This is a genomic window from Streptomyces sp. P13-3-3, from assembly GCF_050571355.1.
Taxonomy (GTDB): domain Bacteria; phylum Actinomycetota; class Actinomycetes; order Streptomycetales; family Streptomycetaceae; genus Streptomyces; species Streptomyces althioticus.
Genome location: NZ_CP192228.1, coordinates 74,881 through 99,368, shown reverse-complemented (window position 1 = coordinate 99,368; position 24,488 = coordinate 74,881). Strand labels below are relative to the sequence as shown.

Sequence of the window (24,488 nt, the reverse complement as noted above, 5' to 3'; positions counted from 1 at the left end):
CTGCGCAACAGACGGGGCCGGTGGAACGGTGGAGCCGATCAGGCGGGAAGCACGACGACGAAGCGCTGCGGCTCCTCGCCCTCGGACTCGCTGCGCAGGCCGGCCGCCTTGACCGCGTCGTGCACGACCTTGCGCTCGAACGGGGTCATCGGGTCCAGCCGCACGGCCTGTCCGCTGCTCTTGGCCTCGGCCGCGGCCTTGGCTCCGAGGTCGGCGAGCTCGGTGCGCTTGCGGGCGCGGTAGCCGGCGATGTCGAGCATCAGGCGGCTGCGGTCGCCGGTCTCCCGGTGGACCGCGAGGCGCGTGAGCTCCTGGAGAGCCTCCAGCACCTCGCCGTCACGGCCCACGAGCTTCTGCAGATCGCGGGTGCCCGTGTCACTGATGATCGAGACAGAGGCGCGGTCGGCCTCGACGTCCATGTCGATGTCGCCGTCGAGATCGGCGATGTCGAGCAGACCCTCCAGGTAGTCCGCCGCGATCTCGCCCTCCTGCTCGAGGCGGGTCAGGGTGTCTGCGCCCTCGGCAGCGGCCGCGGTGGTGCCTTCCGTCACGGGATGGACTCCTTCTTACTTCTTCGACGGGGACTTGGGCCGCTGCGGGCCCTTGCGCTGTCCGGACTGGGCCCTGCTGCGCGTGGAGCCGTTGCCGGCCGGCTTGGCATTGCCCTTGCTGCCGCTCGGCTTGGCGTCCTGCGGGTCGTCGGCCTTGGTCAGCGAGGTGGGTTCACCCGCCGGCTTGGCCGCGCCGGAGTGACGCTTGGACTTGGGCTGCCGCTTGGGCTGCTGCCGCTTGGGGGCGGCGGCGGTGGTCGTCGTGCCGTCCTCGGCCTGGGCGGCGGCGCCGTTCTCGTTCTTGACGACGGTGCCGTCGGTCTGGGCGGCGAGGCCCGCCTTGTTCAGGCCGTTGATGAACTTGCGCTCGTACTCGTTGCGGTCGCGGCCCTTCGCGACGATCGCCTTGACGATGGCGCGTTCCCGGCGGTTGCGGGTCTTGCCGTGCTTGGCGACGTGCTTGGAGAGGCGCTCCAGGTAGGCGGCCTGGGCCTTGGAACCCGGGGTCGGGTTGTTGTGGATGACGTACATCTGCTGGCCCATGGTCCACACGTTGGTGGTCAGCCAGTAGACGAGGACACCGACGGGGAAGTTGATGCCGAAGACGGCGAAGATGACGGGGAAGACGTACATCAGCATCTTCTGCTGCTGCATGAACGGCGTCTTCACCGTGGTGTCGACGTTCTTCGTCATCAGCTGGCGCTGCGTGTAGAACTGCGACAGCGACATCAGGACGATCATGATCGCCGTGACGACGCGCACGTCGGTCAGCGACGAGTTGAGCGCCTCGACCTTCTCGGGGCTGTCCGTGAACTTGGCCGCGAGCGGGGCACCGAAGATGTGGGCCTTCTGGGCGCTCTCCAGCAGTCGCTCGTTGATCACGCCGATGGTGTCGTTCGACGCGATGCTGTTGAGGACGTGGTAGAGGGCGAAGAAGAAGGGAGACTGCGCCAGGATGGGAAGACACGAGGAGAGCGGGTTGGTGCCCGTCTCCTTGTAGAGCTTCATCATCTCTTCGGACTGGCGCTGCTTGTCGTTCTTGTAGCGCTCCTGGATCTTCTTCATCTCCGGCTGGAGCGTCTGCATGGCGCGCGTCGCCTTGATCTGCTTCACGAAGAGCGGGATCAGGCAGATGCGGATGAGAATCACCAGGGACACGATGGACAGGCCCCAGGCCCATCCCGTGTCAGGCCCGAAGAGGGAGCCGTACACGCTGTGGAACTGGACGATGACCCAGGAGACAGGTGTCGTGATGAAGCTGAAGAGGCTGGCAATCGTGTCCACTAATCATGCTCCTTGGGCATGGGACGAGGTCTCAGCGGCCGGGCCCGACGGACTCGTAGGACTTGTGGGAGAAGCCTGTCCCTCGGTGGCCGGTTCGGCGGCGGAGGTCCCGCCCTTGCGTGCACGCCAGGCGTTACGCAGCATTTCGTGCCACCGCGGGCGCTTGCGCGGCGGGACATGGTCCACACCGCCGAGCGACCACGGATTGCACCGCAGGATGCGCCAGGCCGTGAGTGCTGTTCCCTTGACGGCACCGTGCCGGTCGATGGCCGTGTAGCCGTAGTGGGAGCACGACGGGTAGTACTTGCACACCGGGCCCAGCAGCGGACTGATCGTCCACTGGTAGAGCTTGATCAGTGCCAGCAGCGGGTACTTCATCGCGCGCCCCCTCCCAGCAGCCGCTGCAGAGCGGCGTCCAGGTCTCGGGCCAGCTGTGCGTGGTCGGCGTCGCCCGCGGGGGGCAGCGCTCGTACCACTACCAGGCTACCGGGGGGCAGCTGGTCGACTCGCTCGCGCATCAGATGGCGAAGCCTCCGCTTCACCTTGTTGCGCACCACTGCTCCGCCCACGGCCTTGCTCACGACGAAACCCGCACGCGTCGGGGGAGCGCTCTCCCCAGGCGCATGCGGGTCCGTTGCACCGCTACGAAGATGGACGACGAGGTGCTGGCGCCCGGCCCGGCGTCCTCGTCGTACCGCGGTCGCGAAGTCCTCGCGCCGCCTCAGCCGGTTGTCGGTGGGCAGCACGACGTCATGACCTGATCGGGATCAGGCGGACAGACGGGCGCGACCCTTGCTGCGGCGGGACGCGAGAATCGCGCGGCCGGCACGGGTGCGCATACGCAGCCGGAAGCCGTGGGTCTTGGCGCGACGACGGTTGTTCGGCTGGAAGGTGCGCTTGCTCACTCGGGGGCTCCAGAAAGAATCGGTGTTTGCGGGGTGCCGTCCTGGCTGTCACCGTGCGCCCACGAGTAGCTCGCGTTACGCCCGAGTGCACCGCTGACCGATCAATTGTGCGCGATCTGTGCCCATCGGAGGCAGGCGGCAGCAGCCATCGACAACTCGACTTGGCTACGGTACGCGCGGCTGCGCCATTCGGTCAAACCGGCGGGCGCCGGGGGACACTTGTCCACAGCCTGGGGACAACAACTTGAACCGTACCGGTCGCGCTGACTACCGTGACTGGACTCCGATTCGTTCCCTTGACCCTTCACCACCCGATTTACATCCCGACCCGTCCCCCGCATCACACGATCGAGGGACCTGTGAGAGAGCGTGCCCTGTGGCTGACGTACCTGCCGATCTTGCCGCAGTGTGGCCACGCGTACTGGAGCAACTGCTCGGTGAGGGCCGCGGGCAAGGTGTCGAGAGCAAGGACGAACACTGGATCCGGCGCTGCCAGCCGTTGGCCCTGGTCGCCGACACCGCACTGCTCGCCGTGCCCAACGAGTTCGCCAAGGGCGTGCTCGAGGGCCGTCTGGCCCCGGTGGTCAGCGAGAGCCTGAGCCGCGAGTGCGGCCGCCCGATCCGCATCGCGATCACGGTCGACGAGACCGCCGGCGAGCCGCCGGCCACGCCCCCGCCCGCTCCCCGGCCGCAGCCGCGCTACGAGGAGCCGGAGCTGCCCTCCGTGCACCCGGAGCGGCAGGACCACCGCGAGCGTCCGGACCACCGCGACCGCCAGGAGCGTGAGCCGTACCAGGAGCGCGAGTCCTACCAGGACCGTGAGCCGTACGGCGGGTACGACCGCCGTCGCGGCGGCGACCAGCAGCAGGGCCGGCCGGACGACCAGATGCCGTCGGCGCGCCCCGCCTACCCGTCGGAGTACCAGCGTCCCGAGCCCGGCTCCTGGCCGCGTCCCTCCCAGGACGACTACGGCTGGCAGCAGCAGCGGCTCGGCTTTCCCGACCGCGACCCGTACGCCTCGCCGTCCCAGGACGCCTACGGCTCCCCGCAGCAGGACGCGTACGGGCAGGATCCGTACGGCACCCAGGACTCGTACGGCTCGGACTCCTACGGCGGCCCGTCCTCCCAGGACTACCGTCCCCAGCCTGTGGAACGCCCGTCCTACGACCAGCGCTCCGACTACGAGGCGTCCCGCGGCGACTACGACCAGCGCGACGACCGCCGCCGCGACCTGCCCGAGCCGCCGCACGGCTCGGGGCACGTCCACCGCGGCGGCCCGGTGGGCCCGAATCTGCCGACGACCGGCGCCCCCGGCCCCCTGGCGGCGCAGCCGGCACCGGCGACGGGGCCCGGCGAGCCGACCGCGCGGCTGAACCCGAAGTACCTCTTCGACACCTTCGTCATCGGCGCGTCCAACCGCTTCGCGCACGCGGCCGCGGTGGCCGTCGCGGAGGCGCCGGCGAAGGCGTACAACCCCCTGTTCATCTACGGGGAGTCGGGCCTCGGCAAGACGCATCTGCTGCACGCCATCGGGCACTACGCGCGGAGCCTCTACCCGGGGACGCGCGTGCGGTACGTGAGCTCCGAGGAGTTCACCAACGAGTTCATCAACTCCATCCGCGACGGCAAGGGCGACAGCTTCCGCAAGCGCTACCGCGAGATGGACATCCTGCTCGTCGACGACATCCAGTTCCTGGCGGACAAGGAGTCGACGCAGGAGGAGTTCTTCCACACGTTCAACACGCTCCACAACGCCAACAAGCAGATCGTGCTGTCCTCCGACCGGCCGCCCAAGCAGCTGGTGACGCTGGAGGACCGGCTGCGGAACCGTTTCGAGTGGGGACTGATCACCGACGTCCAGCCGCCGGAGCTGGAGACGCGCATCGCGATCCTGCGCAAGAAGGCGGTGCAGGAGCAGCTCAACGCCCCGCCGGAGGTGCTGGAGTTCATCGCCTCCCGGATCTCGCGCAACATCCGCGAGCTGGAGGGGGCGCTGATCCGGGTGACGGCGTTCGCGTCGCTCAACCGGCAGCCGGTGGACCTGGGGCTCACGGAGATCGTCCTCAAGGACCTGATGCCCGGGGGCGACGACTCGGCCCCGGAGATCACGTCGACGGCCATCATGGGCGCGACCGCCGACTACTTCGGGCTCACCGTCGAGGACCTGTGCGGCACCTCGCGCGGCCGGGCGCTGGTGACGGCCCGGCAGATCGCCATGTACCTCTGCCGTGAGCTGACGGACCTGTCGCTGCCGAAGATCGGCGCGCTGTTCGGCGGGCGCGACCACACGACGGTGATGCACGCCGACCGGAAGATCCGCAATCTGATGGCCGAGCGCCGGTCCATCTACAACCAGGTCACCGAGCTGACCAACCGCATCAAGGCCGGCTGACGGCCCGCACGCACCCTTGAGGGCGCCCCTGGAGAGATCCGGGGGCGCCCTTCTTCATGCGTCCGGAGCCCGCCCCGGCCTCCGAAGCCCGCCCCCGGCCCCGGAAGCCCACCTTCGGCTCCGGAAGCCCACCTTCGCCCTCCGGAAGCCTGCCTCGGACCTCTGGAAGCCCGGTCCGCGCGCTTCCGGTGCCCATCCCATGCCCCTCCGAGCCCCGCCCCCTGACACCGGACCGAGCGCCCTGTTCGATTTCCACCGCGGGTTACGGCCTTCCTCCACAGATTCGGCGACTTTTTCCCGTCCACACGCTGGGGACCGGAAAGTTGTCCCGACCCCGTCCACAGCCGCCCCTGGTGAGAAGCTGTCTGCCCAGGTCACCTGCCTGTGGATCCGTGGACGAACGATCTCCACAGACTGTGGACGACGAGATGATCCACAGCCTGTGCATCAAGTTGTCCACGGGCTTCCCACAGGCTGCGGCCGGTTGTCCCCAGTGATCGGCAGCTTCTCCACATGGCTGTCCACTGTTCGGCAACGTGACGCGCCTTCTCACCGGCCCGAGTGAAAGCCGTCACATCGAGCTGCCGACGGGGGCTGTGGGAAAGGAGCTCAAACCTGGGGACGCGTCTGGGGAGAAGTCGGCCTCCCCTGTGCACGGGATGTGCAGAACTTTCCGTTCTCCACAGTGAGGCCGGGTTGTCCACCGCCCCCACCCACAGGCCCCGTGGACAAAAAACCGGCTCTGAGCTGCGCAAACGAGGTTATCCACGGTATCCACAGGCCCTACTACTACTCCCGACTAGAGAGAGCGAGGAATTCGTTTCGAAGAGGGTCCTGTGCACAACTCGCTGTCTCGGCCCCGCCTGCCACTCGTCACGACTTGACCCCGACGGGCACCTAGTGTCAGTGCGGTGCGTCAGACTGGACCCCGGTGTCCTTCCCCTCAGAGGGGCCGACGACACCGAGTCAGACGACGAAGCCAGGCACAGGGCGAGAAGCGCCGGCAACAGCAGGAGGCGGCAACAGTGAAGATCCGGGTGGAACGCGACGTACTCGCGGAGGCAGTGGCCTGGGCGGCTCGCAGCCTCCCGGCCCGTCCGCCGGCGCCTGTCCTCGCCGGCCTGCTGCTCAAGGCCGACGAGGGCCAGCTGAGCCTGTCCAGCTTCGACTACGAGGTCTCCGCGCGCGTGTCGGTGGAGGCCGAGGTCGAGGAGGAGGGCACGGTGCTGGTCTCCGGCCGCCTGCTCGCCGACATCTCCCGCGCCCTGCCCAACCGTCCGGTGGAGATCTCCACAGACGGTGTACGGGCCACGGTGGTCTGCGGCTCCTCGCGGTTCACACTCCACACACTGCCTGTGGAGGAGTACCCGGCCCTGCCGCAGATGCCGAACGCGACGGGCACGGTCCCGGGCGAGGTCTTCGCCTCCGCCGTGCAGCAGGTCGCCATCGCGGCCGGCCGCGACGACACCCTGCCCGTCCTCACCGGTGTGCGCATCGAGATCGAGGGCGACACGGTGACGCTGGCCTCCACCGACCGCTACCGCTTCGCGGTCCGCGAGTTCCTGTGGAAGCCGGAGAACCCGGAGGCCTCCGCGGTCGCCCTGGTGCCCGCCAAGACCCTGCTGGACACGGCCAAGGCGCTGACCAGCGGCGACCAGGTGATCCTGGCGCTGTCCGGCTCCGGCGCCGGCGAGGGCCTGATCGGCTTCGAGGGCGCGGGCCGCCGCACCACCACGCGTCTGCTGGAGGGCGACCTCCCGAAGTACCGCACGCTGTTCCCGACGGAGTTCAACAGCGTCGCCGTGATCGAGACCGCCCCCTTCGTGGAGGCCGTGAAGCGCGTCGCCCTGGTCGCCGAGCGCAACACCCCGGTACGGCTGAGCTTCGAGCAGGGCGTGCTGATCCTGGAGGCCGGTTCCAGCGACGACGCACAGGCTGTGGAAAGGGTCGACGCCCAGCTCGAGGGCGACGACATCTCCATCGCCTTCAACCCGACGTTCCTGCTGGACGGCCTGAGTGCCATCGACTCCCCGGTGGCCCAGCTGTCGTTCACCACGTCCACCAAGCCGGCACTGCTCAGCGGCCGCCCGGCGATGGACGCAGAGGCGGACGAGGCCTACAAGTACCTGATCATGCCGGTGCGGCTCAGCGGCTGATCCGCCGCCCGCGGCGAAGCCGCAGGTGGGGACGGGCGTGTGAGCGCGTATGCCCACAGATGTGCGCGAGCGTCCGGGTTTAGGCTCGGACGCCGGCACGCAAGGTGCCGTCACGTCCCGTCGCAACCTAAGGAACACATCTGATGGAGCTCGGTCTCGTCGGTCTCGGCAAGATGGGCGGCAACATGCGCGAGCGGCTGCGCCGCGCGGGCCACACCGTCTTCGGGTACGACCGCAACCCGGACCTCGCCGACGTCCACAGCCTGCGCGAGCTTGTGGGCAAGCTCAGCGGCCCCCGTGTGGTGTGGGTGATGGTCCCGGCCGGTGGGCCGACCCAGTCCACGGTCGACGAGCTGGCCGAGCTGCTGGAGCCCGGTGACGTCGTGGTGGACGGCGGCAACTCCCGCTGGACCGACGACGAGAAGCACGCGGCCGAGCTGGCGTCCAAGGGCATCGGCTTCGTCGACTGCGGCGTCTCCGGCGGCGTCTGGGGCCTGGAGAACGGCTACGCGCTGATGTACGGCGGCTCCGAGGAGGACGTTGCCAAGGTGCAGCCGATATTCGACGCCCTCAAGCCGGAGGGCGACTTCGGCTCGGTGCACGCGGGCAAGGTCGGCGCCGGGCACTTCGCGAAGATGGTCCACAACGGCATCGAGTACGCCATGATGCAGGCCTACGCCGAGGGCTGGGAGCTGCTGGAGAAGGTCGACTCGGTGACCGACGTCCGGGAGGTCTTCCGCTCCTGGCAGGAGGGCACCGTCATCCGCTCCTGGCTGCTCGACCTGGCGGTCAACGCGCTCGACGAGGACGAGCACCTCGACGAGCTCCGGGGTTATGCACAGGACTCCGGTGAGGGACGCTGGACCGTGGAGGCCGCCATCGACAACGCGGTCCCGCTGCCGGCGATCACCGCCTCGCTGTTCGCGCGGTTCGCCTCGCGTCAGGAGGACTCGCCGCAGATGAAGATGATCGCGGCGCTGCGGAACCAGTTCGGCGGCCACGCGGTCGAGAAGAAGTAGTCCACAGGGACGTCGTCCGTCCACAGGACCGAAGTCCACGGAACCGATGTCCACAGGACCGCGCGGCGGTCCACAACGCCGGAGGAGGTCGGCGGAACGACCATGCACGTCACGCATCTGTCACTGGCCGACTTCCGCTCCTACCCCCGGGTCGAGGTCCCGCTCGACCCCGGGGTGACGGCCTTCGTCGGGCCCAACGGGCAGGGCAAGACGAACCTCGTCGAGGCGGTCGGCTACCTCGCCACCCTCGGCAGCCACCGGGTGTCCTCGGACGCGCCGCTGGTGCGCATGGGAGCCGACCGCGCGATCGTCAGGGCCCAGGTCCGGCAGGGCGACCGGCAGCAGCTGATCGAGCTGGAGCTCAACCCGGGCCGCGCCAACCGCGCCCGCATCAACCGGTCCTCGCAGGTCAGACCGCGTGACGTGCTGGGCATCGTACGGACCGTGCTGTTCGCGCCCGAGGACCTGGCACTGGTCAAGGGTGACCCGGGTGAGCGCCGGCGCTTCCTGGACGAGCTGATCACGGCGCGCTCCCCGCGCATGGCGGGCGTGCGCTCCGACTACGACCGGGTGCTCAAGCAGCGCAACACGCTGCTGAAGTCGGCGGCGCTGGCCCGCCGGCACGGCGGCCGCACCCTGGACCTGTCCACGCTCGACGTGTGGGACCAGCATCTCGCCCGCGCGGGCGCGGAGTTGCTGGCGCAGCGCCTGGACCTGCTGGCCGCGCTGCAGCCGCTGGCCGACAAGGCGTACGAGCAGCTGGCGCCCGGCGGCGGCCCGGTGGCGCTGGAGTACAAGCCGTCGGCGCCGGGCGAGGCGCACACCCGTGAGGATCTCTTCGAGCAGCTGATCGCCGCGCTCGCGGAGGTCCGCAAGCAGGAGATCGAGCGCGGGGTCACCCTGGTCGGCCCGCACCGCGACGACCTGCTGCTCAAGCTGGGCCAGATGCCCGCCAAGGGCTACGCGTCGCACGGCGAGTCGTGGTCGTACGCGCTGGCGCTGCGGCTCGCCTCCTACGACCTGCTGCGGGCCGAGGGCAACGAGCCGGTGCTGGTGCTCGACGACGTCTTCGCCGAACTCGACGCGCGCCGCAGGGAGCGGCTGGCGGAGTTGGTGGCCCCCGGCGAGCAGGTGCTGGTGACGGCCGCCGTCGACGACGACGTGCCGCACGTGCTGGCGGGCGCGCGGTTCGCCGTGTCCGAGGGGACGGTGGAGCGCGCGTGAGCGAGGAGCGGCCGCCCGCGGGCGGAGCCGGCAAGGGCCCCGAGCCGTCGGGCGTCGACCTGGCGCGCGTGGCGCTGCGCGCCGCCCGGGAGGCGGCACGCGCGCGCGGGGACGCGGCGCAGCAGAAGAAGCAGGCGCGGCGCGGGGGCCTGCGCTCCGGCGCGCGTGGTGACCGGCGCGATCCGATGGCGCTGGGCGCGGCGATCAACCGGCTGCTCACCGAGCGCGGCTGGGAGGCCCCGGCGGCGGTCGGCGGGGTGATGGGGCGCTGGCCGGAGATCGTGGGCGAGGACGTCGCCAAGCACTGCGAGCCGGAGCGGTACGACGAGGACGAGCGGGTGCTCGTGGTGCGCTGTGACTCGACGGCCTGGGCGACCAATCTGCGGCTGCTGGCGCCGACGCTCGTGGCGCGTCTCAACGACGACCTCGGGCACGGCACCGTGCGGCTGATCAAGGTGGTGGGACCGGCCGGTCCGGCCCGCCGTTACGGGCCGCTGCGCGCCCCGGGAAGCACCGGCCCGGGCGACACGTACGGGTGATCCGGGGGCTTTTTCCGCCCCGCCGCACGTACGTGAGAGACATCACATCAGGGCGTCCGAGCACCGCGTTCGCGGGCCGGACGCCCGCTTCGTCGTGCGGTCGGAAGCGGGTGCGAACCGCCACCTGACTCCTAAGTAGCCAAGGGTTGACGGCCGGAAGCGCTGAGTGCCCTCGTGGGGCCTCTGGAGCCCCCATCCGCATATCGGGAGTCGGACGAGGCCGTTTCCGGGCGGCACATGCGGACTCAGGTGCCCGCAAACCCCCATCGATGTCAGCGCTACCGGTAGACTGGAAGACAATCCCGCCCCGATCGTGGGGACCGCCCGGGAAGACGCTGAGCAACGCTGATCAAGGCTTACCAACGCAACATGCCGCAGCCGCTCCGGCAACCTGCCGACGAGCCCGGCTCGTGCTGTGCCAGAAAGGGCGCTTCGTGGCCGATTCCGGCAACCCCAACGAGAACATCCCGTCCACCGACACCGCCGCCGGCGACGCGGCAGGCTCCTCGACCGGAGACGCCACGTCGTACGACGCGAGCGCCATCACCGTCCTCGAGGGCCTGGACGCGGTCCGCAAGCGACCCGGCATGTACATCGGGTCGACGGGCGAGCGGGGCCTGCACCACCTGGTGCAGGAGGTCGTCGACAACTCGGTCGACGAGGCGCTGGCCGGCCACGCGGACACCATCGACGTGACGATCCTGGCCGACGGCGGCGTCCGCGTCGTCGACAACGGCCGTGGCATTCCCGTGGGCATCGTCCCCTCCGAGGGCAAGCCCGCCGTCGAGGTCGTCCTCACCGTGCTGCACGCGGGCGGCAAGTTCGGCGGCGGCGGTTACGCGGTGTCCGGCGGTCTGCACGGCGTGGGCGTGTCCGTGGTCAACGCGCTGTCGACGCGCGTCGCCGTCGAGGTGAAGACCGACGGCTACCGCTGGACGCAGGAGTACAAGCTGGGTGTGCCCACCGCGCCCCTGCAGCAGCACGAGGCGACGGAGGAGACCGGCACGTCGGTCACCTTCTGGGCCGACGGCGACATCTTCGAGACCACGGACTACTCGTTCGAGACGCTCTCCCGGCGCTTCCAGGAGATGGCGTTCCTGAACAAGGGCCTGCGGATCAACCTCACCGACGAGCGCGAGTCGGCGAAGGCGACCGCCGGCGCGGACGAGGCGGGCGAGGACGAGAAGCACGAGGTCAAGAGCGTCGCGTACCACTACGAGGGCGGCATCGTCGACTTCGTGAAGTACCTCAACTCCCGCAAGGGCGAGGTGGTCCACCCCACCGTCATCGACCTCGAGGCGGAGGACAAGGAGCGGCACCTGTCGCTCGAGGTCGCCATGCAGTGGAACGGCGGCTACACGGAGGGCGTGTACTCGTTCGCCAACATCATCCACACCCACGAGGGCGGTACGCACGAGGAGGGCTTCCGTGCGGCGCTGACCTCGCTGATCAACAAGTACGCGCGCGACAAGAAGCTGCTCCGCGACAAGGACGACAACCTCACCGGTGACGACATCCGCGAGGGTCTGACCGCGATCATCTCGGTCAAGCTGAGCGAGCCGCAGTTCGAGGGCCAGACCAAGACCAAGCTGGGCAACACCGAGGTGAAGACCTTCGTGCAGAAGGTCGTCTACGAGCACCTCGCCGACTGGCTGGACCGCAACCCGAACGAGGCCGCGGACATCATCCGCAAGGGCATCGCGGCGGCCACCGCGCGCGTGGCGGCCCGCAAGGCGCGCGACCTGACACGCCGCAAGGGCCTGCTGGAGACGGCGTCGCTGCCGGGCAAGCTGTCCGACTGCCAGTCGAACGACCCGACCAAGTGCGAGATCTTCATCGTCGAGGGTGACTCCGCCGGCGGCTCGGCCAAGTCCGGCCGGAACCCCGAGTACCAGGCGATCCTCCCGATCCGCGGAAAGATCCTGAACGTCGAGAAGGCGCGCATCGACCGGATCCTGCAGAACCAGGAGATCCAGGCGATGATCTCCGCGTTCGGCACCGGCGTGCACGAGGACTTCGACATCGAGAAGCTCCGCTATCACAAGATCATCCTGATGGCGGACGCCGACGTCGACGGCCAGCACATCAACACCCTGCTGCTGACGTTCCTGTTCCGCTTCATGCGGCCGCTGGTCGAGGCCGGGCACGTGTTCCTGTCCCGTCCCCCGCTCTACAAGATCAAGTGGGGCAAGGACGACTTCGAGTACGCGTACTCGGACCGCGAGCGCGACGCGCTGATCGAGATGGGCCGCAACGCCGGCAAGCGCATCCGTGAGGACTCCGTCCAGCGCTTCAAGGGCCTCGGCGAGATGAACGCCGAGGAGCTGCGCATCACCACGATGGACCAGGAGCACCGGGTCCTCGGGCAGGTCACCCTGGACGACGCCGCCCAGGCCGACGACCTCTTCTCCGTCCTGATGGGCGAGGACGTCGAGGCCCGACGCGCGTTCATCCAGCGCAACGCCAAGGACGTCCGCTTCCTCGACATCTGAGTCGGTCTCAGCTGACCGCACCAGGAAGGACCTTCACCAGCAATGACCGACGAGAACACTCCCGTCACGCCTCTCGAGGACCCGGACGCGGCCGGTATGCGCGTCGAGCCCGTCGGGCTCGAGACGGAGATGCAGCGCTCGTACCTCGACTACGCGATGTCCGTCATCGTGTCGCGCGCGCTGCCCGACGTCCGTGACGGCCTCAAGCCCGTCCACCGCCGTGTGCTGTACGCGATGTACGACGGCGGCTACCGCCCCGAGCGCGGCTTCTACAAGTGCGCCCGCGTCGTCGGCGACGTCATGGGCAACTACCACCCGCACGGCGACTCCTCGATCTACGACGCGCTGGTCCGCCTCGCGCAGCCGTGGTCGATGCGGATGCCGCTGGTGGACTCCAACGGCAACTTCGGCTCCCCGGGCAACGACCCCGCGGCGGCGATGCGCTACACCGAGTGCAAGATGGCGCCGCTGTCGATGGAGATGGTCCGTGACATCGACGAGGAGACCGTCGACTTCACGGACAACTACGACGGCCGCTCCCAGGAGCCGACCGTCCTCCCGGCCCGCTTCCCGAACCTGCTGATCAACGGTTCGGCCGGTATCGCGGTCGGCATGGCGACCAACATCCCGCCGCACAACCTGCGCGAGGTCGCCGCCGGCGCCCAGTGGTACCTGGAGAACCCCGAGGCGTCGCACGAGGAGCTGCTGGACGCGCTCATCGAGCGCATCAAGGGCCCCGACTTCCCGACCGGCGCCCTGGTGGTGGGCCGCAAGGGCATCGAGGAGGCGTACCGCACGGGCCGCGGTTCGATCACCATGCGCGCGGTGGTCGAGGTGGAGGAGATCCAGAACCGCCAGTGCCTGGTGGTCACGGAGCTGCCGTACCAGACCAACCCCGACAACCTCGCGCAGAAGATCGCCGACCTGGTGAAGGACGGCAAGATCGGCGGCATCGCCGACGTGCGCGACGAGACGTCCTCGCGGACCGGCCAGCGTCTGGTCATCGTGCTGAAGCGGGACGCGGTCGCCAAGGTCGTGCTGAACAACCTGTACAAGCACACCGACCTGCAGACGAACTTCGGCGCGAACATGCTGGCCCTGGTCGACGGCGTGCCGCGCACGCTGTCGCTGGACGCGTTCATCCGCCACTGGGTGACGCACCAGATCGAGGTCATCGTCCGCCGTACGCGCTTCCGGCTGCGCAAGGCCGAGGAGCGGGCGCACATCCTGCGCGGCCTGCTGAAGGCCCTGGACGCCATCGACGAGGTCATCGCGCTGATCCGGCGCAGCGACACCGTCGAGGTCGCGCGCGGCGGCCTGATGGACCTCCTGGAGATCGACGAGATCCAGGCCAACGCCATCCTCGAGATGCAGCTGCGCCGGCTGGCCGCCCTGGAGCGCCAGAAGATCGTCCAGGAGCACGACGAGCTCCAGGCGAAGATCAACGAGTACAACGAGATCCTGGCCTCCCCGGTCCGCCAGCGCGGCATCGTCAGCCAGGAGCTGGCCGCGATCGTCGAGAAGTACGGCGACGACCGCAAGACGAAGCTGATCCCCTACGAGGGCGACATGTCCATCGAGGACCTGATCGCCGAGGAGGACATCGTCGTCACGGTCACGCGGGGCGGCTACATCAAGCGCACCAAGACCGACGACTACCGGGCGCAGAAGCGCGGCGGCAAGGGCGTGCGCGGGGCGAAGCTCAAGGAAGACGACATCGTCAACCACTTCTTCGTCTCCACCACGCACCACTGGCTGCTGTTCTTCACCAACAAGGGCCGCGTGTACCGGGTGAAGGCGTACGAGCTGCCGGACGCGGGCCGGGACGCGCGCGGGCAGCACGTGGCGAACCTGCTGGCCTTCCAGCCGGACGAGACCATCGCCCAGATCCGCGCCATCCGCGACTACGACGCGACGCCGTACCTGGTCCTGGCCACCAAGGCCGGCCTGGTGAAGAAGACCCCGCTGAAGGACTACGACTCCCCGCGGTCCGGCGGTGTCATCGCGATCAACCTGCGTGAGCAGGAGGACGGAACCGACGACGAACTGATCGGTGCCGAACTCGTCTCGGCCGAGGATGATCTGCTCCTGATCAGCAAGAAGGCACAGTCGATCAGGTTCACGGCGACGGACGACGCGCTGCGGCCCATGGGCCGTGCCACCTCGGGCGTCAAGGGCATGAGTTTCCGCGAAGGGGACGAGCTGCTCTCGATGAATGTTGTTCGACCCGGTACGTTCGTGTTCACTGCCACAGACGGCGGGTACGCGAAGCGGACCGCTGTCGACGAGTACCGCGTCCAGGGCCGCGGTGGCCTCGGCATCAAGGCCGCCAAGATCGTCGAGGACCGCGGTTCCCTCGTCGGCGCGCTGGTGGTCGAGGAGACCGACGAGATCCTCGCCATCACGCTGTCAGGTGGTGTGATTCGCACGCGAGTCAACGAGATCAGGGAAACCGGCCGTGACACCATGGGCGTCCAACTGATCAACCTGAGCAAGCGCGATGCCGTGGTCGGCATCGCCCGTAACGCCGAAGCAGGACGCGAGGCGGAGGAAGTCGACGGCGACGTGGCCGTGGACGAGTCCGCCGACGGGGACGCGACCACCGGTACGGACCAGGGCGAGGCGCCCGCGTCCGAGTAGCACGAGGAGTGAGTCACGTGAGCGGAGCCACGGGCGCCGGGCCGGCCGGTACCAGTACGGGAACGGACGGCGGCGGCCGTGGCTCCGCCGCGCGGGCGGCAGATCCGCACACGACCAATCTCAAAGCGATCAAGGCGCCCGACGCCTCCTCGACCAGACGTGGATCCCAGGGGGGAACCGTGACGGACACCCGAGGCCAGCAGGCCGCACCCGGTCAGGGTGGGGCCCAGGCGGCCTCACCGCTGCCGGGGGAACGGCAGCCGCAGCAGCAGGCGGGCCCGTACCACCCGCCGCAGGCCTACCCGGCCCAGGCCGGCGCCGCGGCCGGCCGCACCGGCGCGGTACGGCGTCCCCGCACGGGCGCCAGCACCACCCCGCGCGTGCGCAAGGCGCGCCTGCGCGTGGCGAAGGCCGACCCGTGGTCGGTCATGAAGGTCAGCTTCCTGCTGTCCATCGCACTCGGCATCTGCACGATCGTCGCGGCCGCGGTGCTGTGGATGGTCATGGACGCCATGGGCGTCTTCTCGACCGTCGGCGGCACGATCTCCGAGGCGACCGGCTCGGAGGGCTCGAACGGCTTCGACCTGCAGTCGTTCCTGTCGCTGCCGAACGTCCTGATGTTCACGACGGTCATCGCCGTCATCGACGTCATCCTGGCGACGGCGCTGGCGACCCTGGGCGCGTTCATCTACAACCTGTCGGCCGGTTTCGTGGGCGGTGTCGAGCTCACCCTGGCCGAGGACGAGTGACCAGCTCACCGGGCGCCCGCGGGCCGCGCTGACGGCCCGCGGAGAACCGATTTTGGGACTGCCCCGGTCGTGCGCTAATCTTCAGGAGTCAGCGCGCGGGACACACCCCCGCAAAGCGCGGCGGGGCTATAGCTCAGTTGGTTAGAGCGCATCCCTGATAAGGATGAGGCCACAGGTTCAAATCCTGTTAGCCCCACCAGCGAGAAGACCCCCAACCGATCATGGTTGGGGGTCTTTGACATCTGCGGGGTGCCGTCAGCCGCTGCGTGTCCGAGCTGGCGCACCGGCGCGAGGGGCGTCCGGAGGGGGAAGAAGGTGTGGCCTGTGCGCGGGCGGGGGCATGACGTGCTGTGGGGGACGGTGCGGGTGGTGCTGGCCGTCGTGCTGCTGGGGGCGGCGTGGCAGGCGGCACGGGCCGCGGAGCGCGCTCGCTCCGCCGACCTCGACTTCCCACGCCTGGCGATTCATGACGCTCAGGGGCGGGACACAGGCGGGCTGAAGGTGTGCGGGGACCGGTACCAGGAGCCGTTCTGCCTGCGGGCGGAGCATGTGGCGGTGGACGAGGTACTGCTGAAGCTGAGGAAGAAGAGCAGCGCCCGCTACCAGTTCGAGTTCGGCCGGTCCGGCGGGCGCACGCTGGCTCTCGAGCTGGACGTCGGATACGCGGACCGGGACCTCGTGGAAGCCGTCGGCAGGCACGGCAAGGCAACCCTGTACTGGTGGCGCGATTCGGTGCGACTGCTGGAGGTGTCGGCGGGCGGTGAACGGCGGATGCTGCGCACAGCGCACCATCCGGGCCGAGAGTTCGTGTTTCCCGCCGCGTCCGGGTCGGTCCTCGCCGGGCTGGGCGCCGCGTTCCTGTGGTCGGGACTGTGGCGGCTCGTCCGCGGGGGCGTGTCCCGGTTGAACTGGCCGTGGCAGACGACGGTGCCAGGGGTGGCCTTCACCCTGGCAGGGCTGGGCGGGGCCTGCAGCGCGGTGTTCGCGGCGCATTCGCCCTGGACGATGGCGTGGACCGCGGGTGTCGTCGGTTTGGTGAGCGCGGTGGGCGCGGCCTGCTGGGCGTACCGGACGGCTCGGCGCAGGAAGCTGGTACTGGAGCGGACGGAGCCCGTCGCGCCGGTGGCCGAACGCCGCTTCGGGGGCACCGTGTGCGGTCCGGGTCCTTGGGAAGCCCTGTCGATGGGGGTTCTGCGGGCCGGTCCGCAGGGGCTTGCCGTCGCCCCCGGATCGGTTTCGGACACCGGCAGCTTCGGAGTACGGCCTTTCCCCGGGTCTCTGCGCCTGGTCCGGGTGCGGCCACCGCACCGGGACGACCCGCTGCGGTTGCGTTTCGTGCGCTACGGGCGGACGGACGGGGCGGAGGACACGCAGATGACGCTCGTCGCCGAGTGTGAGGCCGTGGGCGGGCCGGTGTCCGGCGCGCGCGTACTGATCGGCGCGGGCAGCGAGGACCTGCCGTACGTGCTCGGCGCCCTGTCTGCTGCCACGCCGTCCCCGCTTCCCGAGCCCTCCGCCGCCGGTCGGGACAGTTAGGCGCGTCGAAGGCGGCAGTGGGCCGGGGGTTTTTGTGATGCGCGGCCGGCGTCAGGTGGTTACGGTCGCCGGATGACATCCGATCCCATGTCGTTCGCCGCGGACGTCGCGGAGCTGCCCAAGGCGGAGTTCGCCTTTCCCGGTCCGTTGCGTGACCGTCTGGTCGCGGCGGTCCTGGACGGCTCCAAGACCGCCACGACGGGGCTCGTCGCCGAGTACGAGCACGCGGGGGAGCCCTTGCCGGAGGCCGGGGACCGTTCGGTGCTCGTCGACTCGGAGGACCGGCCGGTCGCGGTCCTGGAGGTGACCGGGGTGCGCGTCGTCCCGCTGGCCCGGGTGGACACCGCTCACGCGGTGGACGAGGGGGAGGGGTACGCCGGGGTGGCCGAGTGGCGCGCGGGCCACGAGCGGTTCTGGGGCGGCGCGGAGATGCGTGCCGCGCTGGGCGACCCGGACTTCGCCGTCGACGACACGACGCCGGTCGTCCTGGAGCGCTTCCGTGTCGTCGCCGACCTGCGCGGCGCCGGCTGAGCCGTGACACCTCTCGCGTGGCGCGGGGTGGGGCGGGGCGGTACGGTCGCGGGCTCGTGCTTCCGACGGGAAGGTGAGGCCTCATGGCGAGTCGGATCAGTGAACTGGTGCTGGAGTGCCGTGACCCGGAGCTGCTCGCGCGGTTCTGGTGCGAGGTGCTCGACTTCGTGGAGCTGGACCGTGACGGGGAGGACATCGAGATCGGCCCGCGCGAGGGGTTCGGCGGGGCGCGGCCGACTCTGATCCTCAGCAAGCAGGAGCGGCCGCAGCCGGACAGGACACGGCTGCACATCGACGTGAACGCCACCGACCGCGACCAGGACGCCGAGCTGGAGCGTCTCCTGGCGCTCGGGGCGCGGCCGGCCGACGTGGGACAGACCGGCGAGGAGTCGTGGCATGTGCTCGCCGACCCCGAGGGCAACGTGTTCTGCCTGCTGAGGAGGCGTCTAGACCCGCTCTGAGAGCCCGTCCGGGGCCCGGCGGTGGCGGGAAAGTTCGACCAGAGCCTCACAGGGGCTCACGACGCCGTGTGCGGGCGCCGGACGCGGACATGACCCGGACCCCGGTCGGAGACGACCGGGGTCTTCGTTCTCTGTGCTCGTGTCGTGCCGTTGTGCTGTACGCAAGTTCGCCAGGACTCCGGTGAAGCAGCGACGGCACGAGGAGGGTCGGGTCTGCGGGGCAGCGGGGCCGCGGCGGCCTCAGCGTTGCAGGGGGATCCGGGCCGAGGCGGGTGCGGGCAGGGTGGTCGCCGTGTCCGGGGAGCAGTGCGCGGGGACCAGTTCCGAGTCGGGGCGGCGTTCCGTGGAACTGTCCTGTTCCGCTTCGATGTCCTCGTCGGCCGTGTCCGAAAGGGGCCGGTGCCGGCAGCTGGGGGACTTGCCGTGCGCCTCGGCGTGGATGCGCTGCTTCATCGTGGGGGGCAGTGCCCTGATCGAGGACCAGGACCACGGGGCGGCCGTGGGCGTGGGCGCCTCGGTCTTCGGAGCGCTGTCGCTGTTGCGCGCCTTCTGGGTCTGGGGTACGGCCGCCGCGGCGGCGGTGGTGACGAGACCGAGCGCCGTGCACAGCGCGAGGAAGGCGGTGACAACGGCGTTCCACAGCTGCATGACCTTGTTCCTGGCCATGACCCCTCACTTTCGGGTTGGGCGATTTGCGTACTTTCCTCATGATGTGTATGAGGGCCTCGAAGTGGTGGACCGACGCCCGCGCCGCGTGGATGTTCAGATGAACACCACTCGGATGGGTGCATGAAGGCAGGAAATCCCTGGTTACGGGAGGAAACGGAGCGAAAACACCGTGCGTGCGGGTGTGATCACCCTCCGATCGGACCGTCCGCGTCGCGTCGATCCGGTTGCCCCGGGCGGCAGTTGGAGGCGGCCCGGCAGGTCACCGATCGGTATCGGCCGGTGTGTATAGTCGGGCGCCAGAGGTCCCCTACGTCAAGGAAAGACGAGGTCGCGCGGTGAAGAAGCTTCTCCTGGTCGCACTGGCCGCCATCGGCGGGCTCCTCGTGTACCGCCAGATCCAGGCGGATCGCGCCGAGCAGGATCTGTGGACGGAGGCGACTGACTCCGTGCCCACGGGTTCGTGAGTACCGACATACGACGCTGAACAGACCCCGGCCGCCTGCGCGGTCGGGGTTTTGTGCGTCCGGGGCCTTGTGGGCGGGCCGCGCCCCCGGTGCAGGATGGGCGGCGGCACGGAGCGGGACCCGGTGGCGACGAGGGGGGCGCGTGAGGGGACGGCAGGGCACGGCGCGGCGTACGACGGCACGGCGACGGTGCGGCGCCGTGGGACGCCCGGTCCTGGCGGCCGCTCTCGGGCTGGGGATCGCCCTCATGGGACAGCCCGCCCGGGCCGCAGGGCAGGACACCGTCCCCGCGTACGCCTTCGCCGAGGACGCGCGCCGGATCGAGGGCGCCGCGAGCACCGCCGACGCCGTGGAACTGGAGCCCGGCCGGACCTACCGCAGCACCCTGCCGCCCGACGCCAAGGTCCTCTTCCGCCTGGAACTGGACGACACGGAGACCGCGTACGCCTCCGCCACCGCCGTCCCGCCGCCCGGGACAGGCGTCTCCGTCGCCGACGGCGTCAAGGTGACCGTGGAGGACGCCGACGGCCGCTCCTGCGACGCGGACACGGCGACCTTCGGAGCGCCGGGCAGCCCTCATCCGGTCGCCGCGTGGGCCATGCGGGAGATCTCCCCCAGGCGAAGCCTCTGCGCCGAGGCCGGGACGTACTACGTGACCGTCGAGCGCGCCGCCCCCGACGCGCGCGGCGCCTCCCCCGACCCGTGGGAGCTGGAGCTCAGCACGGTGTCGGAGCCCGGGACGAGGACTCCGGACGGCACCGCGGCGCCCGGGGCGTGGGACTCGGCCACGCCCGCCCCCGTCCAGGGAACCGCCCGACGCCGTTCCGGCGGCGCGGGGTTCGCGCAGGCGGCCCCGCTCGGTGAGGGCGTGTGGCGCGACGACATACGGCCGGGCCAGACGCTCTTCTACCAGGTCCCCGTCGACTGGGGCCGGCAGCTGCACGCCACCGCTGAACTGGGCAGCTCCGGCACGGACGCCTCCCGCTACGTCGCCTCCGCGCTCACCCTGGACCTCTACAACCCTGTGCGCGGCCAGGTCGAGGATCTGTCCCTCGGCTACGACGGCGGCCAGAAGTCCAAGGCACTCAAGCCCTTGCCGCCGGTCGCCCACGAGAACCGGCACGCCTCCGGGCAGCAGGTCTCGGCGGTGCGGTTCGCCGGCGCCTACTACCTGGTCGCGCACCTCTCCCCGCAGGTCGCCGAGCACTACGGCGACGGACCCGTGCCGCTGACGCTGCGTGTGCGGCTGGGCGGGACGGCGCGAAACGCGCCCGACTACGCGGGCGGGACCGTGCCGGAGGACGTCTTCACCGTCGACGACGGCGGCGCCGCCTCGACCGAGGGCGGCGGCGCGGGCGACGAGACGCTGTACCGGGTCCTCGCGGCGGGCGGCATCGGCACCGGGAGCGCCCTGGTCGTGGGGCTCGGTATCTGGACGGTGGTGGCCCGGCGCCGGGGCGCGGCCCTTCCCGAGTGACCCGGGGACGGCGCCGCCGTGGTGGCGCGTGCGCCGTCGGCGAGGTGTGTGGCGCCGATGGAGCGTGCGGCGCGAGTCAGATGCGGGTGAGCGCCCAGAAGCCCACGGCGTAGCACGCCAGCGCCAGCAGCAGCACGGGGACGGCGACCCGCGCCGGAGGACCGGGCCTGCGGGTTCCGCGTCGGCGGTGGGAGCGGGGGGCCGGTGCGCGCTGTTCGGTCACCGTGTCCGGAGGCGGAACCTGTGACGACCGTGCGGTGTATTCAGCAGTGGAGGGGTCGGGACGCACGGCCGGTGGCGGCAGGGGGGAGCGCAGCTGATGGGTCGCTTCGTGGGGGGAGAGCTCGTGCGCCTGCTGCTGGTGGCCGTACGGGGGACGGGGCGCGTACTGCGGGGGATGTGGGGGGTGCTCGGGGGAGCGCGGAGGGGGGACCGAGGCGGGCCGGGGCGGCGGCAGGGGGAAGCCGCCGGTGTCCGGGCGGGCGGCGGGCCGCGACCCGGCGCCGGGCGGCGCGGCGACCGGCGGAGCGGCGGGGGCGGCCGTGCCGTTCCGTGGGTCGGGAGGGGCCGTGCTCCAGGCGGGGCGCGGCTCGGGCTCCACGCCGCCCCCGACGCTCTGCCCCGCCGTCCCGCCGCCCTCGTCGCCACCCACCGGCGGCCCACCTGCGTCCGGACGCAGCCCGGAGGCCCTCTTCTCCGGGCCGGTCTCGGTGAACCCGGGGGGCAGCGGACCGAGTTGGTCGAAAATCTCGATCAGCTCGTCGTCGGGGCCGGGCTCCGGCAGCAACTCCGCCGCCGCGGCGAGCGCCTTCCGCGCCCCCGTCGCCGTGCGGAAACGCGCCTCCGGATCGGGCTGCAGCAAGGTGGCCACCACCTGCCACAGCGGTTCGGGGATGCCCTGGGGCGCACCCGGCGTCCCGTGGTCGGCGAAGTACTGGATGAGGGCCTTGGCGTCCGGCTTGGCGCCCTCGAGCAGATACAGGGCGACCAGGCCCACGGCGAAGAGGTCCGCGGGGAAGTCCGGCTCGGCGCCCATCATCTGCTCCGGGGCCAGATACCCCGGGGTGCCGACGACCAGGTCGGTCTCGGTCAGCCGGGGCTCTCCCAGCCGCATCGCGATGCCGAAGTCGGACAGCCGCAGCTTCGGCCTGCCCCGGCCGGTGGCCTCCAGCAGCACGTTGGCGGGCTTGACGTCGCGGTGTACCACGTCCTCCGCGTGCACCGCGGCGAGCCCTGAGAGGAGCTGGTCGAGGAGGGTGCAGACGAACGCGGGCGGCAGCGGACCGTAGTCGCCGACCAGGTGCACCAGGGAACCGCCGGCCACCAGGTCCATGGTGAAGAGGACCTTGTCGTCGTCGGCGGCCCAGCTGGTGGGGGCGAGCACATGCGGATGGTCGATGCGCAGTGCCTGCTCGCGTACGAAGCGCAGCAGTGAGTGGGCGTCGCTCTGCAGCAGCACCTTCGCCGCCACGTAGCGGCGACGTCGGTGGTCCCAGGCGCGCCAGACCGCGCCCACACCCCCGCGTCCGATCGGATCGACCAGCTCGTACCGGCCGGCGAAGACCTCACCCATGGCTGTGCGTCGCTCCTCCCCCTGAGGTGTCCCCCTGTCTCTCCCCCACGACGCGCGGTACGACTCCCCCTGTGCCCCGGTGTCCCCCTGGCCCCCACGTGTCACCGGCGGCCGAACCCCCATCGGCCGCCGGGCGGTGCATCAGCTCTGGTGTGCCTGGTAGTGCGTGACCGCGTCGGCCGTGCGGCCGGCGCCGTAGACCCGGAGGAACTCCGCCAGCTCCGGATGGGTGGGCGCGAGGGAGTCCGCGGCGTCGAGGATGTCACCGGCGGCAGCCACCGACCGCAGCAGGGACTGGATCTCACGGACCACGCGCTTGACCGTCGGAGCACCTGAACTGCTCGTGGTCTGCGTCGTGTTGGTGAGGACGGAACCCCCCTGGGACTTCTTGATCTCCTCCATGCGCTCCGTCGCCTCGGCCGCGCTGACGCTGCCGTCCGCGACCTGCCCCGCCAGGTCCTGGAGCAGCTGCACGCGCTGGACCACTGCCGGATTGCCGATCTTCGCCCGCTGGCCGCTCATCAGCTGCGACAGCATCGGGGCGGACAGCCCGAGCACCCCCGCCAGACGGGCCTGGTTGAGACCCAGGTCGTCTATGAGCCTACGGAAGAGCGCCCCCAACGGCTCCCCGTACCAATTCCGCTGCAGTTCCCGCGCTCTGGCGGTGGCTTCCTGCTGTGCGGCGTCCATTGCGTCTCCCCATCGCTTCCCCATGAACCGTGGGTTCGCTAGAGCGAACCACGCCACGCATCTTACGGAGAGTGGTTGGTCACGGGGACCCCCAATCTTTTTGCGGAATCCCCGGGGGGACCCGGTACTCTGGTCCCGGACGCCTGCCGGGATCTGTTCGCCCTGGTGGACGTGTCCCCTCCGGGGCCTTAGCTCAGTTGGTAGAGCGCTGTCTTTGCATGGCAGATGTCAGGGGTTCGACTCCCCTAGGCTCCACAGAGAAGACCCCTCCACTGCGGCAACGCGGTGTGAGGGGTCTCTTGTTTCACGTGAAACGACGCGGCGGGACAGAGGCCTCAAATCCTCCGTCCCGCCGCGCCGTTCGCGCCGTTCCTCATGCTGACGGTCAGCTTCCGCGGTCACTCCTCGTCGCGCTTGGCGGCCTCTTCCTCGGCCTCCTTGGCCGCGACCTCGGGGTCCAGGCTCCCCACGTCACTGCCGTCCACGGAGGTCAGGGTGGTCGGGCCGGACACGTCCGTCGCGGCCGGCGGTTCCACCAGCCAGTCGGGGTTGGCCTGCTTGTCCCACCACTTCCACGCGGCGTAGGCGCCTCCTGCTACGGCGCCCACGATCAGCACGACCTTGGCCGCACGGCCGGCCGCGGCCCGCCGCTGCTGCTTGCGCACGAGCTTCTGGATCTGCCGGGCCGTGACCTGGCCCCGCAGAGCGGCGAGCGCGGCCGCACTCCTGGCCGCGGCCTCCTCCCGCGCGGGTCCGGCGGCGGCCACCGCCTGCTCGAGCACCGGCCGGGAGTACTCCGCGGCCTGGCGCGCGGCGAGGCGCGTACGGACGGCGGCCTGCTGGGCGGCCTTGTCGACCTTCGGCGGCACGTGGGTGCGGGCCTGTTCCAGATACGGCTGCACACGGGCGTCGTACTGCACACGTGCCTGTTCGGCGGCCACGCGGGCCTGTTCCGCGGCCTGCGACACCTTGGGCGCGAGCCGTACGCGGGCCTCCTGTGCGTAGTGCGCGGCCCTGACCTTGGCCGTGTCGGCGTAGGGCGCCACCACTTCCGCGGCGTGCAGCACGCTGTCCTTCGCCGAACCGGTCGCGGCGCGCACGCTGTCGATGCGGGTCACGAGTTCCTCCTCCTCGGT

General features: G+C 70.4%; 22 protein-coding genes and 2 tRNA genes. 15 read left to right on the top strand and 9 right to left on the bottom strand.

Translation table 11 applies throughout. The annotated features are described in order from the left end of the window. Positions 1-38: 38 nt before the first annotated feature. The 5 genes from ACQZOG_RS00470 to rpmH are packed head-to-tail and all read right to left on the bottom strand — an operon-like array spanning position 39 to position 2,740. Complete coding sequence (locus ACQZOG_RS00470; RefSeq protein ID WP_033273249.1) at positions 39-551, bottom strand: protein jag; 513 nt, start codon at positions 549-551, stop codon at positions 39-41. A 15-nt stretch (positions 552-566) separates the two neighbouring features. After that, positions 567-1,835 carry a membrane protein insertase YidC gene (gene yidC, locus ACQZOG_RS00465; RefSeq protein WP_033273248.1) on the bottom strand — a complete coding sequence of 423 codons (1,269 nt, stop codon included), beginning with the start codon at positions 1,833-1,835 and terminating at the stop codon, positions 567-569. Positions 1,836-1,838: 3 nt separating this feature from the next. Next, positions 1,839-2,213, bottom strand: coding sequence for a membrane protein insertion efficiency factor YidD (yidD, locus tag ACQZOG_RS00460; protein ID WP_078492905.1), 375 nt, complete (start codon positions 2,211-2,213; stop codon positions 1,839-1,841). Further along, entirely contained in the window at positions 2,210-2,581 is a 372-nt protein-coding gene (rnpA, locus tag ACQZOG_RS00455; protein WP_078492907.1) for a ribonuclease P protein component, read from the bottom strand. Before rnpA ends, yidD begins: the two co-directional genes overlap by 4 nt. Before the next feature lie 21 nt (positions 2,582-2,602). Beyond that, complete coding sequence (rpmH, locus tag ACQZOG_RS00450) at positions 2,603-2,740, bottom strand: 50S ribosomal protein L34 (RefSeq protein ID WP_003956500.1); 138 nt, start codon at positions 2,738-2,740, stop codon at positions 2,603-2,605. Between the two features lie 376 nt (positions 2,741-3,116). Between rpmH and dnaA the strand changes: the two genes are divergently transcribed. From dnaA to ACQZOG_RS00390, 12 genes are all read left to right on the top strand, one after another. Beyond that, complete coding sequence (dnaA, locus tag ACQZOG_RS00445; protein ID WP_078492914.1) at positions 3,117-5,132, top strand: chromosomal replication initiator protein DnaA; 2,016 nt, start codon at positions 3,117-3,119, stop codon at positions 5,130-5,132. Between the two features lie 1,025 nt (positions 5,133-6,157). Continuing rightward, complete coding sequence (gene dnaN, locus ACQZOG_RS00440) at positions 6,158-7,288, top strand: DNA polymerase III subunit beta (protein ID WP_033273245.1); 1,131 nt, start codon at positions 6,158-6,160, stop codon at positions 7,286-7,288. 143 nt (positions 7,289-7,431) lie between these two features. Beyond that, entirely contained in the window at positions 7,432-8,307 is an 876-nt protein-coding gene (gene gnd, locus ACQZOG_RS00435; protein WP_033273244.1) for a phosphogluconate dehydrogenase (NAD(+)-dependent, decarboxylating), read from the top strand. A gap of 102 nt (positions 8,308-8,409) precedes the next feature. Continuing rightward, the gene (gene recF / locus ACQZOG_RS00430; protein ID WP_037640617.1) at positions 8,410-9,531 is read left to right on the top strand and encodes a DNA replication/repair protein RecF; all 1,122 of its coding nucleotides are present in this window, start codon (positions 8,410-8,412) and stop codon (positions 9,529-9,531) included. After that, a complete protein-coding gene (locus ACQZOG_RS00425; RefSeq protein ID WP_033273242.1) occupies positions 9,528-10,070 on the top strand; it encodes a DUF721 domain-containing protein in 543 nt (180 codons plus the stop codon). The genes recF and ACQZOG_RS00425 overlap by 4 nt, the downstream gene beginning before the upstream one ends. Positions 10,071-10,504: 434 nt before the next feature. Then, positions 10,505-12,562, top strand: a complete 2,058-nt coding sequence (gene gyrB, locus ACQZOG_RS00420; RefSeq protein ID WP_193467876.1) for a DNA topoisomerase (ATP-hydrolyzing) subunit B — start codon at positions 10,505-10,507, stop codon at positions 12,560-12,562. A 42-nt stretch (positions 12,563-12,604) separates the two neighbouring features. After that, on the top strand, positions 12,605-15,202 hold the full coding sequence (gene gyrA / locus ACQZOG_RS00415; protein WP_033273240.1) for a DNA gyrase subunit A: 2,598 nt from the start codon (positions 12,605-12,607) through the stop codon (positions 15,200-15,202). A 17-nt stretch (positions 15,203-15,219) separates the two neighbouring features. Further along, positions 15,220-15,951 (top strand): DUF3566 domain-containing protein, encoded by a 732-nt coding sequence (locus ACQZOG_RS00410; RefSeq protein ID WP_078492916.1) that lies wholly within the window; start codon positions 15,220-15,222, stop codon positions 15,949-15,951. A 122-nt stretch (positions 15,952-16,073) separates the two neighbouring features. Next, positions 16,074-16,150 (top strand) — tRNA-Ile (locus ACQZOG_RS00405). A 125-nt stretch (positions 16,151-16,275) separates the two neighbouring features. Then, positions 16,276-17,487, top strand: coding sequence for a hypothetical protein (locus ACQZOG_RS00400; protein WP_051724382.1), 1,212 nt, complete (start codon positions 16,276-16,278; stop codon positions 17,485-17,487). Between the two features lie 72 nt (positions 17,488-17,559). Then, positions 17,560-18,018, top strand: a complete 459-nt coding sequence (locus tag ACQZOG_RS00395; protein WP_058916457.1) for an ASCH domain-containing protein — start codon at positions 17,560-17,562, stop codon at positions 18,016-18,018. A gap of 83 nt (positions 18,019-18,101) precedes the next feature. Continuing rightward, positions 18,102-18,479, top strand: a complete 378-nt coding sequence (locus ACQZOG_RS00390; RefSeq protein WP_163090582.1) for a VOC family protein — start codon at positions 18,102-18,104, stop codon at positions 18,477-18,479. Between the two features lie 240 nt (positions 18,480-18,719). Here the strand turns inward: ACQZOG_RS00390 and ACQZOG_RS00385 are convergent, their stop codons facing one another. Continuing rightward, the gene (locus ACQZOG_RS00385; RefSeq protein ID WP_193454372.1) at positions 18,720-19,145 is read right to left on the bottom strand and encodes a DUF6344 domain-containing protein; all 426 of its coding nucleotides are present in this window, start codon (positions 19,143-19,145) and stop codon (positions 18,720-18,722) included. A 338-nt stretch (positions 19,146-19,483) separates the two neighbouring features. Here ACQZOG_RS00385 and ACQZOG_RS00380 point away from each other — a divergent pair, with 338 nt between their 5' ends. Together ACQZOG_RS00380 and ACQZOG_RS00375 are read left to right on the top strand one after the other, a co-directional pair. Continuing rightward, a complete protein-coding gene (locus ACQZOG_RS00380) occupies positions 19,484-19,612 on the top strand; it encodes a DLW-39 family protein (RefSeq protein ID WP_003999697.1) in 129 nt (42 codons plus the stop codon). A gap of 199 nt (positions 19,613-19,811) precedes the next feature. Beyond that, positions 19,812-21,089, top strand: coding sequence for a hypothetical protein (locus ACQZOG_RS00375; RefSeq protein ID WP_359597865.1), 1,278 nt, complete (start codon positions 19,812-19,814; stop codon positions 21,087-21,089). Positions 21,090-21,165: 76 nt separating this feature from the next. Here ACQZOG_RS00375 and ACQZOG_RS00370 read toward each other — a convergent pair whose 3' ends face one another. Then, a complete protein-coding gene (locus ACQZOG_RS00370; RefSeq protein WP_033273235.1) occupies positions 21,166-22,662 on the bottom strand; it encodes a serine/threonine-protein kinase in 1,497 nt (498 codons plus the stop codon). A gap of 141 nt (positions 22,663-22,803) precedes the next feature. Beyond that, positions 22,804-23,352, bottom strand: a complete 549-nt coding sequence (locus ACQZOG_RS00365) for a helix-turn-helix domain-containing protein (RefSeq protein WP_019526636.1) — start codon at positions 23,350-23,352, stop codon at positions 22,804-22,806. A 182-nt stretch (positions 23,353-23,534) separates the two neighbouring features. Between ACQZOG_RS00365 and ACQZOG_RS00360 the strand changes: the two genes are divergently transcribed. Next, positions 23,535-23,607 (top strand) — tRNA-Ala (locus tag ACQZOG_RS00360). Positions 23,608-23,750: 143 nt separating this feature from the next. Here the strand turns inward: ACQZOG_RS00360 and ACQZOG_RS00355 are convergent. Further along, positions 23,751-24,470 carry a DUF5324 family protein gene (locus ACQZOG_RS00355; RefSeq protein WP_033273234.1) on the bottom strand — a complete coding sequence of 240 codons (720 nt, stop codon included), beginning with the start codon at positions 24,468-24,470 and terminating at the stop codon, positions 23,751-23,753. Between the last annotated feature and the right edge of the window lie 18 nt (positions 24,471-24,488).

Coding starts and splice junctions, on each gene's coding strand:
- gnd (WP_033273244.1), top strand. CDS start 7,432: ATGGAGCTCGGTCTCGTCGGTCTCGGCAAGATGGGCGGCAACATGCGC.
- yidD (WP_078492905.1), bottom strand. CDS start 2,213: ATGAAGTACCCGCTGCTGGCACTGATCAAGCTCTACCAGTGGACGATC.
- ACQZOG_RS00370 (WP_033273235.1), bottom strand. CDS start 22,662: ATGGGTGAGGTCTTCGCCGGCCGGTACGAGCTGGTCGATCCGATCGGA.
- ACQZOG_RS00390 (WP_163090582.1), top strand. CDS start 18,102: ATGGCGAGTCGGATCAGTGAACTGGTGCTGGAGTGCCGTGACCCGGAG.
- gyrA (WP_033273240.1), top strand. CDS start 12,605: ATGACCGACGAGAACACTCCCGTCACGCCTCTCGAGGACCCGGACGCG.
- ACQZOG_RS00385 (WP_193454372.1), bottom strand. CDS start 19,145: ATGGCCAGGAACAAGGTCATGCAGCTGTGGAACGCCGTTGTCACCGCC.
- recF (WP_037640617.1), top strand. CDS start 8,410: ATGCACGTCACGCATCTGTCACTGGCCGACTTCCGCTCCTACCCCCGG.
- ACQZOG_RS00395 (WP_058916457.1), top strand. CDS start 17,560: ATGACATCCGATCCCATGTCGTTCGCCGCGGACGTCGCGGAGCTGCCC.
- ACQZOG_RS00365 (WP_019526636.1), bottom strand. CDS start 23,352: ATGGACGCCGCACAGCAGGAAGCCACCGCCAGAGCGCGGGAACTGCAG.